Source organism: Sporolactobacillus terrae DSM 11697, from assembly GCF_000648615.1.
In the GTDB taxonomy this organism is placed as follows: Bacteria; Bacillota; Bacilli; order Bacillales; family Sporolactobacillaceae; genus Sporolactobacillus; species Sporolactobacillus terrae.
This window is the reverse complement of the sequence record NZ_JFZC01000028.1, coordinates 1-12,756: the sequence shown is the minus strand read 5'-3', so window position 1 is coordinate 12,756 and position 12,756 is coordinate 1. Positions and strand designations below refer to the sequence as shown.

Genomic DNA, 12,756 nt, shown 5'->3' with positions numbered 1-12,756 from the left:
TCTATTTTATAATAACCGAGTACCCAATAGTATGCTTGATTGTAAGGTGATCACCATTTCAAATGACTCGAGCGACTTGAAGAAAAACCTATCTCGAATCTACAATCAGATTTCAAAAGAATTATTCGGAATGGGTGCGGTACTGCTTCGGGTTGAAATTCTGGAGGACTTGATCGTTTTCCGCTCGAAGCATCGGCGCTCTCCCCGCTCTCGGATTTTGGAGCAGGAAGTTCCCTCTTTGCAGCAAGAAGTCGATGCACAAATGTCGCGGATTTTTAAAAAGCGACTTAGAGAACGTTTAGAGATTGAACTGGGTTTATCGGTCGAAACGGTTCTACGGGATTACGATCCGTCAACCCCTTGGACAATCACTAACGTGATTACATCCGATTAAAATCAAATAGCCGGGTTCCCGCATTTTTGATTGATTCTTAATTGCAGGTCCCACATTATTGATCTGTCAAGTGGCTGTTTTTTGTTTACGAGAAAGGGCTCTTGGTTGGAAATGCTTCATTTCTAACCGGGAGTCTCTTTGTTTTTTTACAACTGAATAGCTATTCATATATGCCCGGTAATACGGTCCGGGCGTCTCTACCCGATACCACTGCAAACATCGGACTATGAAGAAAAAGGAGTTCAAGAATCCTCGACTAGGGTTCTTAAGGCTCCCCTCTCATAGTCTGAACAACCGGAATTTCGGGGTTCAGATTTTTTTGTTGTATTGGATTGGCACGGCTCAATCCAAACGCTAACCACCGGTACTATTCATTTTATATAAACCATCCGCTATTGGGGGAAGAAAATACTCATGAAAAAACTCAGTGTCATTGTCTCTGCAGTACTCGTTGCCATGCTCGCCTTATCAGGATGCAGTTCATCAAACAAATCCGGCAAAGGGCCCACGGAACTCGTCGTTTCGACTTGGGGTTTTGATCAAGATTTCTTCAACAAAGAAATTTATGCGCCATTCGAAAAAGAGAACCATGTCAAAATTGTTGTAGAATCCGGAAACAATGCGGATCGGCTGAATAAAATTCGTCAAGGCAACTCGAAGGTAGATATTATGTATCTGTCGGACTACTTTGCTCAGCAAGCGATTGATGAAGGCCTTTTTGAAAAAATTGGTTCAAGCAAGCTAACCCATCTTAAAGAACTGTACCCGATCGCTCAAGCACCGCTTGGCAAATCCTATGGTCCGGCTTATACGATTTCACGACTTGGTATCGTCTATAACACGAAATCAGTGAAAACACCGATTAATTCTTGGAAAGATCTGTGGAAACCTGAATTAAAAGGAAAATTGACACTGCCAAATATTACGTCAACATCCGGGCCAATGCTTGTTGACATCGCTTCAAGTCATTCCGGTAATACTTTTAATGAGGATCATGCCTTTAACAACTTAAACGAACTGAATAAAAAGGTCGTTAAATATTACAACCAAACCTCTGAATTCGTAAATATGTTTTCACAAGGTGAAGCGGCCGCCGGACCAATGATGGAAATGTATTTTGGCGATATAAAAAAAGCAGAACCTGCTGCGAAATTCGTTGTCCCTTCAGAAGGCGCCTATGCAATTCAAAACACGGTTAACCTCGTCAAAGGTACAAAACACAAAGCACTCGCGGAAAAATTCATGAACTGGGTCATCAGTAAAGAAGCCCAAGAGCGATCTGCCAAAGCGAAAATTGACTCGCCAACGAATCAGACGGTTAAGTTAACCAATGCACAAGCTTCCGGACTTACTTATGGATCTGATGCAATTCAGTCATTGAAAAAAATGGACATGGCATTCGTTAATAAAAATCTGAAATCTTGGACCAATCGCTGGAATCAAGAAATTCACTAATTGATTGTCCGCCACTTGAGAACAAACGATTTCTTGCCTGAAAAATCAAATGGGTGATCCAGAATCTGGCTCACCCATTTGATTTTCTCGGCCATCAGGAGGGTTAAGCCAATGACAAAGAAAAAGGTTCTATTAGATGTAGATACCGGAGTTGATGATGCACTTGCGCTCATCTTAGCCGTACAATCCCATGCCTTTGATATTCTCGGCATTACCGTGACCTCAGGCAATGTCTCACTTGATCAGGCTTTTCTCAACACCAACAAAGTCATTCAATGGATGAATCCTGAACCGTCCATTCCGGTACGCAAAGGATCTGAGAAACCATTGAACCGCACCCCGGTTTATGAGCATCGCGTCCATGGAAAGGACGGATTAGGTGGGGCGCTCGCCAATCAACCGGTACGGCTTTCTGAAGGAGAAGATGCAATCGATTTTCTTATTCAGAAAATCGAGGAAAATCCTCATGAGCTGACGCTAATCATGACTGCTCCACTGACCAATCTTGCTCGAGCACTGACGAGAAAACCGGAGATCGCCGCTCTAGTTAAAGAAACGGTCATCATGGGCGGCGTTGTACAGGGTTATGGAAACATCACGCCCGTTGCCGAGTTCAACATGTATGTCGATCCGGAAGCAGCAAAAATTGTCTTTCACTCCGGTCTCCCGATTACGCTTGTTGGACTGGATGTCACTCGGCAAGTCCGTTTAAACGAAAAGCATCTTCTGAAGCTGGATTCCTCTCCTTTTGGAGCATTCGTTCGGCAGGCAACCGCACAATATCTTGCGGTGTCGGAAAGGCGTACCGGCGTGCGCGCCTGTGCCTTGCATGACCCGCTCGCTGTCGGTGCTGCCCTTGATCCGTCACTCCTCCAGAAGCAGGCATACTATGTGGATGTTGAAACAAACAGTGATTTATGTGACGGACAGACGATTTGCGACTTTCAGAATCGCTGGGGCAAGGCAGCAACGATTCATGTCTGTACCGCGGTTCAGAGTGAACGCTTTTTAAATCTTTTCGTGCAAACCTTAAAAGGAGAATCGTTTCATGAAGAAAAATAAAGCTTTTTTATTTTTACTGCCCGGTCTTGTTTTTCTCTTTTTGTTTATGATTATCCCTATTGTTTTGATTATCCGTTCGACGTTTAGCGATCAAGGGCAGATCTCCTTTAATGGATACATGGAATTCTTTAAAAATAAGTATTTCATTCAAATTCTGATCAACACGCTGAAAGTAAGCCTCCTTACCACACTGCTGTGTATCGTAATCAGCTTGCCTGTTGCTTACTATATCGCGAAACTGCATGGTCGAATCAAATCCGTCTTAATCGGACTGTCGGTCTTTCCATTATTGACGAGTGCAATTGTCCGATCATTCAGCTGGATGATCATTTTAGGCAAAAAAGGCCTTCTGAATGAACTGCTTCTGAATCTGCACCTAATCAAGGAGCCGCTCAACCTTTTATACACGCCGACGTCGATGATTATTGGCTTGGTTCATTTGTTTTTACCATTAATGATCATTTCTTTGGTCGGTGTGATGGAGAACATCAGTGATGATTTGGTACAAGCCGCGGAAAGTCTGGGTGCTTCCCGTTTCGTCGCATTTCGCAAAATTATTTTTCCACTATGCGTGCCCGGGCTGATTATTGGCAGCATCTTGGTGTTCGTTGGCAGTCTGACTGCTTATACCACGCCAGCACTTTTAGGAGGCAAAGAACAAGTCATCTCTGTCTATCTCTATCAGAATGCAATGACCTTAAATGACTGGCATACTGCTTCCAGTGTCGCAACGATCATGGTAGCTGTCACCTTTACCATTGTTGGGCTGATGAATTTGGCTGCCAACAAATTAAATTCAAGGGGGTAACGGTCGATGAAGCAACACAATCCCGTTCTTGCTCTGTTTACCATTCTCACATTCATTTTTCTGCTCGGTCCGCTGGCGATTATTATTGTGACCTCATTCGGTGCAGACAGCTACCTTAGCTTCCCGCCGAAAAGCTGGTCGTTTCACTGGTACCGGCATATTTTCGAGACTGAAGGGTTTCTCTCAACCTTTAAAACATCAATGATTGTTTCGATTATCGGCAATTTAATTGCATTATTGGTTGGGCTGCCAGCAGCGTACGCACTCAGCCGCTATCCATTCTGGGGTAAGAAATTTTTAAATTCGCTCTTCATCTCGCCTTTGCTGATTCCCGGCATTGTACTGGGATTTGCTCTGCTCAAATACGTGATTGTTGCCTACCAGTTTTCCATTTACACCGGTCTATTAATTGGGCACGCCATCATCATGCTGCCGTTTATCATTCGTGTCATCGCATCAAGCTTAGCAAATTTTGATTTTTCAATCGAGGAAGCAGCAATCAGTCTTGGCGCAAGCAGGTTTGCCACTTTTTTCAAAGTTGTCCTGCCCAACATTCGCTCCGGATTAATCGCTGCTGTGGTGCTGGCATTCTTGGAATCCTTTAATAACGTCGACATCTCAATTTTCATGACCGGACCCGGTGTCAGTACGCTGCCGATCCAGATGCTGCAATATGTGCAGAACTATTTTGATCCGACCATCGCAGCCATTTCCGTACTGATGATGCTGCTGACCGCTGCATTAATGTATGTAATCGAACGATTAATGGGCTTATCCTACTTCACGAAAAACTAAGGGAGGCATACTGATGTCACTTCTTTCTCTAAATGATGTATCCGTCGCTTACGGTCCAAATACGATTTTAAAAGATCTCAATTTAACGGTGGAAAAGGGCGAGCTTCTGTCGCTCTTAGGTCCGAGCGGCTGCGGAAAAACCACGACATTGCGCCTGATTGCCGGCTTTTTGCAAGCAAAAACAGGACAGTTTCTATTTAACGCAAAAGACTACACACGCCTGCCGATCAACAAACGCCATTTCGGCTTCGTCTTTCAAAACTATGCCTTATTCCCGCATCTAACAGTTTTTGATAATATCGCGTTTGGTCTTCGTCTGCGCAAAATGGACAAAAAAACGATTGAAAAGAAAATAAAAGCCATCCTTCAAGTCGTCAATCTAACGGGTTTCGAGAAACGTTTTCCCGCTGAATTATCAGGAGGACAACGACAACGGGTAGCGATCGCCCGCGCACTGGTTATCGAACCGGATCTTCTGCTCTTTGACGAGCCGTTAAGCAACCTCGATGCAAACTTGCGTGTGACGATGCGCGAAGAAATTCGTCGCATTCAGCAAGAACTGGGAATTACCGCCATTTATGTCTCTCATGATCAGGAAGAATGCTTCTCAATTTCCGATAAAGTCGCGATCTTAAATCATGGAATGATTGAACAGATCGACCAGCCGAAAAAAATCTATCGCTATCCGAAAAGCGAATTTGTCGCCCAATTTATCGGTTTTAAAAATTTCATTACCTGTAGCAAACGCGCCAACGACGGCAATGACGTTGTTTTTTCCACAGCGCATGGACAATTTCGTACAACGCCAAATGCCGACGTGCAGTCGGAAACCTCACTTAAATTGGCGATCCGTCCGGATGATATCGAACTGTGTGCCCCTGCGGATGCCAAGACAGCTGGCGAGAATTTCTTGACCGGACAAATCCAGCTGAGTACGTTCTTGGGAAAAGCCTACCAGTACAAGGTGCTCACCCCGCTCGGCGTTTTCCACGTCAATTGCGGCAGCGAAACCGAGCCACTTGCGGTTGGAACCACGATTCATCTTTTCTTTCCAATGGACAAGCTGGTCAACGTTGATTAATAGGAGGTCTCATCATGCATGTTGATCGTTTAATCAAACATGTCAATGTATTCAACAGTTTCTTAAAAAAGTTTATCAAAGCAGATGTTGCGGTTTGCGGTGATCGCGTTCTCTACGTGGGAACGGAATCAATCGATCAATTCGACGCATCGGAAACAATGGACGGGAATGGCGGCTATCTTATTCCCGGTCTGATTGATATTCACCTGCACATCGAAAGTTCAATGGTAACCCCGAGTACCTTTTCATACGGTTTAATCAAAAACGGAGTCACCACCATTATCCCTGAGCCTCACGAAATCGCTAATGTTTTCGGTTTAAAAGGGGTTCAAGCAATGATCCGTGCCAGCGAATCTTGCACTGCGGATATGTTCTATGCCATTCCTAGCTCCGTTCCTGCGACAAGCCTGGAAACGAATGGCGGCGACATTGATATAAAAGCGATTGATGAATTAATTCAGAGCGGCAAGGTCAGATGCCTCGGTGAAGTGATGAACTACGTTGATGTGATTTCAAAGCCGAACGCAAAGATCAGCCGCATTATTCATCATATAAAGACCCATTACCCGGAGATGATTATTGAAGGACATGTCCCAAAACTGCTTGACCTTGATCTTAGCAGAGTCGTCTATGCAGGCGTGAATTCAGATCACACACTGCAAACGGTTGAAGGTCTCAAGGAGCGTTTCAAGCAAGGCGTTTTCGTTGAAATTCAGGAAAAGTCGATGTCGGAAGAGGTCATGCATTATTTGATCGATCATGATGAGTTTAAGGAACATTTCTGCTTCGTCACTGATGACGTCATGATGGATTCTTTCGCCCAAACCGGTCATTTGAATCATCTTGTTAAAAAAGCGATTCAGATGGGCATGCGTCCTGAAGATGCGATTTATGCAAGTACATACGCTCCGGCACAGCGCATGAAACTATCGGATCGCGGTGCAATCAGTCCCGGACGGTTCGCTGATTTTGTCCTGCTCTCCTCGCTCAAAGCATTTACGATCGCATCGGTATTTAAAAAGGGAAAAAGAGTTTATGATGCTGAGTATTCAGCTGCTGATCATCCACATAGCGGTCAATTTCCGCAGGCATTTTATCAATCTGTGAAACTTGCGCCGTTATCTGAAAAGGACTTTAATGTGCGTCTCTCCTACCCGGATGGGCGTTATCGCTGCCGAATCATGGACGTTAAGGATGGAACAACGTTTACTGAAGAAACGTTCGACACATTGATGATTAGAAATGAACAACTGGATTGGGCGTCGAGTCCCTATGCGTTAATCAGCGTATTCGAACGGTATGGCAAGAACGGCAACAAGGGATTCGGTCTGGTTAGCGGCGACACGATCAAAGAAGGTGCGATTGCGACCACCTATTCCCATGATAATCATGACTTGATGGTCATTGGTCATAACACATCCGATATGACACGAGCCGCCAATGCGGTCATCCGTCATCAAGGCGGCATTTGCGTTGTACGTGACGGCCGCGTCCTATCCATGCTTGCACTTCCGCTCGGCGGTATTCTTACCGAACTGCCCTTTGAAGAAGCAGGCCAAGCGGTCGCTCAATTACGCAGCACAATGAAGCAGCTGGGGTATGTTCACTACAATCCGATCATGTCCTTGTGCACACACTCCCTAGCCGTCAGCCCGGCACTGAAAATCACCGACTTTGGGTTGATTGATGTCAACAAAGGCAAAGTCGTTCCTTTAGTTGTTGCGCCGGTTAAAGGCAAGAAAAAAATCAAGTAAAAAATGATAATCAGCATCAAAATAACAGAAAAAGGAGGCTTCCATTCAAGGGGAGCCTCCTTCTCTATAAAGATTTTCTTAATCGTTTAAATCCGCAATAAAGCAAACGCAGGAAGTTGTATCCAAAATCGGAAAAGTTGTATCAAACGCACGAAAAAGCGTAGCTAATGCCGGTAAAGTTGTATCAAACGCTTTTAAAACGTTTCGTTACCACTTCCGCATAAAGTGAATTTTAGGATGAAGCCTGATCCACCAATTCCTTTTGAAATCCTTCAGGATGCCAGGCTTCCCACTCTTCGCGCAGTACGCCGAATCCAATTGAATCATAATAGTTTCCGTCAACAATGCGCGCTTTGCGGAAGCAGGCTTCTTTGGTATAGCCGAGCTTCTCCGCCAGCTTCATCATGCCAAAGTTCCCGGACCAGGTGCGCAGGTCAACGCGAACGATCTCCGGCATCGCTTGAAACAGATAATCGGTCCATAAACCAAAGGCTTCATAGCCGCGTCCGTCGCCCCAGAACTTTGGATCAAAAATGGCGATCCCGGCACATAGCCAGTTCGTCTCCTTGCTCTCCCAATACCAGCCGACATTCCCGAGCAACTTGTCCGTCCTTTTATCGGCAATCGCTAGCCGGGTTCGTGGCGATGCTAATGTGCCATTGCTTATTTTTTCATAATGGGCCTCGACCTGTTCAACCACTTCCTCTTTTGATCGGCGCGGGTAATACGGGCCGTCAAACGTTTGCCAGTACCGGCCTGGCGACGTCCAGTAGATCCAATCGTCCTTGTCTGCCGGTATCCAGTCCCGAACAACGATTTGTTTTCCTTCATAACGAATCATCACATTCACCCTTGTAGTTTAAACTTTTGAATCACTGCATCAAGACTTCTCATCACCTGAGCCAGTGCTGTAATGGAGACAGCGGTATCCAATGTGCCGACATTCAGCGAGTGATCGGCATTACGGATAACCTCAATAGTCAAATGCGTCCGCTTTAACTGCTTCACCCGGTCTGCATCGTAAAAACGATCTCTATCACCAATCGCAAGCAATCCTTGATGCCTGCATTCGAGCAAGTTCATGAACACTTCATCATACGTGATCAGCGGCGTCAACAAAATAATCGGAGCATCGTTAAATTTTTCCTGATTTACTAGCGCGCCGGCAATCGGAATCGTACCGATCGATTTACCTAAAAACAGGCAGCGTTCATAGGCCTGATCCGCCAGAACCGCATCGATGACCGGCCGAATAACGTTCATCATGTCCTGACATTTTTTTGCAAAAGATTTTTTCAGTATTTTTTTCTTAAAATGATAGTGCACATGAACGACATCGATGCCATGCTCAAGCATTTCCATCGTCGCATAGTATAGAAGCGGTTTGTCGTACAAATAGCCGATACCGGAAAACATGAAGCATACCGCATTTGAGCCCACGTCGATGTGCGTATAATTAATCTTATGCCCAGAAGCTTCGACACGCTTTTCCGAAACATTCATTCGATTCACTCCTCACGAGAACTAACGATTACGAAAGACAATGACGGTCACTGCGAATGCAAGAATCGTAACAAGAAGGATAGATAAGCATTCGATGAATCCCGACAGATACAGCAAAGGTGTCAACTCCATGAGTTTGAAAAACAGCAGCCATTCGCCAAGAAAGACGAGCCATTGTAAAAATCTATAGGCAAAATGTTTCACAAAATTCTTTTTCCCTTCCTACTAAAACGCGTTTAAGTGATTGAGGTACGTCATAAGCGCGCCTTTCTGTGTATCGGTAGCCAAGTCCTCCGTATTCAGACTGGGACAGAGGCACTCACTTCTTCATTTCTTTTAGTTTAACAATAGACAAGCAGATTACAATACTGATCGAGGAATCGCAAATTTCCCCACCGGCATTGATCCGGATCATGCTCTGCCTCTCCAGCATCAATCCATCCTTAAAATAATTGCGTTAGTCGCTAGAATTGACTAAAATAGAGTTGATCAATGGCAGAGTAGATTGTTGTGGGTTACGTGCCTGGGGGACGGGGAGTTGTCCCCGGGACGAAAAACGGTGCTGGCACCGTTTGCCGTGCAAGAATCGCATCCCGCTGCCGCATATCGGAGCTTTGTCCTCCCTTATGTGGCAACCTTGCCAAACATGAGGAGGATTTTATAATGGATAAAGATTTTTCTGTATTTACCGCTGCCTACTGGAAGGCATCCGCTGCGGAACTACGCAAATTGAACCGGCTGACGTTTGCAGCAATCATCGTTGCGCTCAGTGTTGTGATCGGTTATTTCTCCATCCCTATTGCTCAGAATCTGCATCTTTCCTTCACGTTTCTCATCGTTGCTTTCGGCTCCATGATCTATGGTCCGTTACTTGGCATCTTTGCCGGTGCTGTAATGGATCTTGTCGGCTACATCGCCCACCCATTCGGTGTCTTTTTCCCTGGTTATACGCTTTCTTCCATCCTTGGTTGTTTCATCTATGGCTTGTTTCTCTATCGAAGACGGATCTCCGTTTTGCGTCTTTTTACTGCCAAGCTCGTTGTCAACTTGGGTGTGAACGTTGGTCTCGGATGCCTTTGGAGTCAAATGCTTTTTGGCAAAGGCTACTGGTTTTTCTTTGTCAACAGCTTAATCAAAAATCTCGTGATGCTGCCGATTGAGACAATCCTGCTGACTATATTACTACAATTATTACTGCCGGTGCTGACGCGGGCGCATCTGATCCCGATTCAGAACAACAACCGAATCTCACTGATCTGATCATTAACGAAAACAACTCCCAAAACACTCTATAAAATCAAAAGCCCCTTCGCCTCAACAGATGCATGCGATCTGTTGCGCTGAAGTGGGCATTTTTCATTTCGAAAAAGCGATAAAAAATGGCTGGGATCACTCGTTTACCGGTCCGCAATCATTGACACTTCTCAGGTTCTCCTGTACACTTCCTTCAAGCAAAACACACGAAAAAAAGCGGCATGCACTCTGATACTAGCATGATAACAGAAAGGCAAGAGGTGAGCGATCGATGAACCATTTCCGATCCATTCGCGCACTCGTCTTTGATCTAGACGGTACGCTGCTCAATTCTCGAAAGAAACTATCAGAACGGACACAAAACGCTTTGCTGCGCTGCGGGCAATTAGGCATCGCGCTATTTATCGCGACGGCTCGTCCGCCACGTTCGGTAAAAGCGTTGCTTCCTTCTATCATTATGAAGAATGTCTCCGCTGTTTATTATAATGGCGCTTATTGTCGTGATCTTAGTGGCAATACATCGAGCTTCACGATTTCCCCGGCAATCGCCGCAAAAATCATTACCCAAGTTTGCCGCAACAAGGAACAAGATAAACTGTCTATTGAATCTGAGGACGTACTATACGCTCTGTCAAACGCCGTTTATGAACAAAACCGCAAGCACATGTTTGTTCCGCCGACCATTGTCTCAGAAAAAAGACTTGCATCGATTCCCGCAAATAAACTGCTACTTTTTCACTGTTCCACAGAGACAAAGCACTATATCATGAATTTTGGAGCGCAGCTGAGTGTCGTTGAAACCGATGCAGGCGAACTGCTGCAAATTATGGAAAAACAGATATCTAAAGCAAGCGCAGTCTCAGCAATTTGTCAAAAACATGCCATTTCAATGCGCCAGGTTGCAGCCTTTGGTGATGATTGGAATGACCTCGATCTTTTCAAGGCTTGCGGCTACTCGGTTGCAATGGGCAATGCAACACCAGGATTAGAAAAAGATGCAACAATGCGTACCGGTACAAATGATGAGGATGGCGTCGCACAGATCCTTGAAAAATGGTTTTTAAACTAAGGCGACCCCGGACGATCCAAAAGGGGGTTGGATTTATACTGTGCTCCGATTGCTCGATCAACAGAGCGCAACCGCGGGCGATCCAGGAGCCTCCTCAGCTGATCCTGTAAAGCCTGCAGGCTCTCCTTTGGTTCGCGATCAACGGGAACGCTCCGCAGGCGTCTCGCATCTTCGCGCTTAATCCCAAAATAGACGTTTTTTTAAGGGTGTCTCAAAAGTCAATTGACTTTTGAGACACCCTTATCCGCTGCACACTTAAATAATAAAAAACCTCTCCGAATTAGAGAGGCAGTAAAAAAGAGAGTGATCATGGCTTAGCGGAAGAGTGATGAAACAATCGCCTTGCAGAACGGCTAGAATCGCAGCTTAAGCACGAATGGTGACTTTCGGCGTTTTCTTGGTGTGAAGATGACAGGCTGCAAAATGGCCATTTTCCACTTCCACAAACGCCGGACGTTTCTCTGCACACACATCCATGGCAAACGGACAGCGGGTTCGGAAAATACAGCCGCTTGGCGGATCGATTGGGCTTGGAATTTCTCCCTTTAAAATAATCCGTTCCCTTTTTTCTTCGATGTCGGGATCAGGAATCGGAATGGCTGAAAGCAGTGCCTGCGTGTACGGATGCAGCGGTTTCTCATACAATGCCTCACTTGTCGTCAACTCGACAAGATGACCAAGGTACATGACCCCAATTCGGTTACTGATGTATTTAACCATCGAGAGATCATGAGCGATGAACATCATCGTCAAGCCCTTTTCTTCTTGAAGCCGTTTCAAGAGAAAAACCACCTGGGCCTGTACCGATACGTCCAAAGCAGAGATCGGTTCATCGGCAATAACGAATTCAGGATCAAGTGCCAACGCACGTGCAATCCCAATACGCTGCCTTTGGCCGCCACTGAATTCATGCGGGTATCGATTCAGAAAGCTGACATTTAAGCCGACCTCCTCAAGCAGCTGTTCCACTTTTGCTCTGCGTTCCTTACCGTTCTGATAAGCTTTGTGAATATCCAGCGGTTCAGCGATCAGTTCCAGCACGGTTGAACGCGGATTCAAAGAGGCATAGGGATCCTGAAAAATCATCTGCATGTTGCGACGCAGCCGAAACTGTTCTGAAGCCGTCATTTGATCGACCGCGCGGCCATTGAACGCAATATGTCCCTCTGTTTTATCATAAAGCCCCATGATTGTGCGGCCGAGTGTCGATTTACCGCAGCCGGATTCGCCGACAATGCCCAGTGTTTCACCAGAATTTATGGCGATCGAAACATCATCAACGGCTTTCAAAGTTTGATTTCGATCAACCTCAAAATATTTTTTCAAGTGGTCTATTTTTAGAAGCGGGGAGGTCCCCATCAGCCATCATTCCTTCCACAAAAGCCTATATGCCCAAATGCATTTTTCGATCTGCAGAATACTCGTCCGTGTTGCACCGGATCAATCCGCTTTTCAATTCCTATTGCATGATCGTTTTGTCTTTTAAGAAAAATCGGGCAAAAAGCGCCCGGTCCTTACTTCCGCCTTCCATTCGGGCTTTGTTCATCACCTTGTGCACAAACGACACTCCAGCTGCTCGCT

The 12,756-nt window shown here is 45.5% G+C and carries 12 protein-coding genes and 2 riboswitches; of the genes, 9 read left to right on the top strand and 3 right to left on the bottom strand.

Features of this window, described 5'->3' with window-relative positions; genetic code table 11:
* Positions 1 to 31: 31 nt before the first annotated feature.
* From AA84_RS0104450 to AA84_RS0104420, 7 genes are all read left to right on the top strand, one after another.
* Positions 32 to 394 carry a Na-translocating system protein MpsC family protein gene (locus tag AA84_RS0104450; protein ID WP_037562960.1) on the top strand — a complete coding sequence of 121 codons (363 nt, stop codon included), beginning with the start codon at positions 32 to 34 and terminating at the stop codon, positions 392 to 394.
* 144 nt (positions 395 to 538) lie between these two features.
* Positions 539 to 641, top strand: a riboswitch (purine riboswitch).
* A 167-nt stretch (positions 642 to 808) separates the two neighbouring features.
* Entirely contained in the window at positions 809 to 1,849 is a 1,041-nt protein-coding gene (locus AA84_RS0104445; protein WP_028976205.1) for an ABC transporter substrate-binding protein, read from the top strand.
* 111 nt (positions 1,850 to 1,960) lie between these two features.
* Positions 1,961 to 2,911: a nucleoside hydrolase gene (locus AA84_RS0104440; protein WP_028976204.1), complete on the top strand. Its 951-nt coding sequence runs from the start codon at positions 1,961 to 1,963 to the stop codon at positions 2,909 to 2,911.
* The gene (locus AA84_RS0104435) at positions 2,898 to 3,719 is read left to right on the top strand and encodes an ABC transporter permease (protein WP_028976203.1); all 822 of its coding nucleotides are present in this window, start codon (positions 2,898 to 2,900) and stop codon (positions 3,717 to 3,719) included. The genes AA84_RS0104440 and AA84_RS0104435 overlap by 14 nt, the downstream gene beginning before the upstream one ends.
* Before the next feature lie 6 nt (positions 3,720 to 3,725).
* Positions 3,726 to 4,514, top strand: coding sequence for an ABC transporter permease (locus tag AA84_RS0104430; protein ID WP_028976202.1), 789 nt, complete (start codon positions 3,726 to 3,728; stop codon positions 4,512 to 4,514).
* A gap of 13 nt (positions 4,515 to 4,527) precedes the next feature.
* Positions 4,528 to 5,595: an ABC transporter ATP-binding protein gene (locus AA84_RS0104425; protein WP_028976201.1), complete on the top strand. Its 1,068-nt coding sequence runs from the start codon at positions 4,528 to 4,530 to the stop codon at positions 5,593 to 5,595.
* 14 nt (positions 5,596 to 5,609) lie between these two features.
* Positions 5,610 to 7,349 (top strand): adenine deaminase C-terminal domain-containing protein, encoded by a 1,740-nt coding sequence (locus AA84_RS0104420; RefSeq protein ID WP_028976200.1) that lies wholly within the window; start codon positions 5,610 to 5,612, stop codon positions 7,347 to 7,349.
* A gap of 232 nt (positions 7,350 to 7,581) precedes the next feature.
* On the opposite strand, the gene AA84_RS17055 is transcribed toward AA84_RS0104420, so the two are convergent.
* Positions 7,582 to 8,190, bottom strand: coding sequence for a GNAT family N-acetyltransferase (locus AA84_RS17055; protein ID WP_051577807.1), 609 nt, complete (start codon positions 8,188 to 8,190; stop codon positions 7,582 to 7,584).
* Between the two features lie 5 nt (positions 8,191 to 8,195).
* Positions 8,196 to 8,852, bottom strand: a complete 657-nt coding sequence (locus tag AA84_RS0104410; protein WP_028976199.1) for an alpha/beta family hydrolase — start codon at positions 8,850 to 8,852, stop codon at positions 8,196 to 8,198.
* Between the two features lie 494 nt (positions 8,853 to 9,346).
* Positions 9,347 to 9,453: riboswitch (THF riboswitch) on the top strand.
* Positions 9,454 to 9,515: 62 nt separating this feature from the next.
* Here AA84_RS0104410 and AA84_RS0104395 point away from each other — a divergent pair.
* Together AA84_RS0104395 and AA84_RS0104390 are read left to right on the top strand one after the other, a co-directional pair.
* Complete coding sequence (locus AA84_RS0104395) at positions 9,516 to 10,112, top strand: folate family ECF transporter S component (RefSeq protein WP_028976197.1); 597 nt, start codon at positions 9,516 to 9,518, stop codon at positions 10,110 to 10,112.
* A 265-nt stretch (positions 10,113 to 10,377) separates the two neighbouring features.
* Entirely contained in the window at positions 10,378 to 11,175 is a 798-nt protein-coding gene (locus AA84_RS0104390) for an HAD family hydrolase (protein ID WP_028976196.1), read from the top strand.
* Between the two features lie 366 nt (positions 11,176 to 11,541).
* Here the strand turns inward: AA84_RS0104390 and AA84_RS0104380 are convergent, their stop codons facing one another.
* Positions 11,542 to 12,534, bottom strand: a complete 993-nt coding sequence (locus AA84_RS0104380) for an ABC transporter ATP-binding protein (RefSeq protein WP_028976195.1) — start codon at positions 12,532 to 12,534, stop codon at positions 11,542 to 11,544.
* Between the last annotated feature and the right edge of the window lie 222 nt (positions 12,535 to 12,756).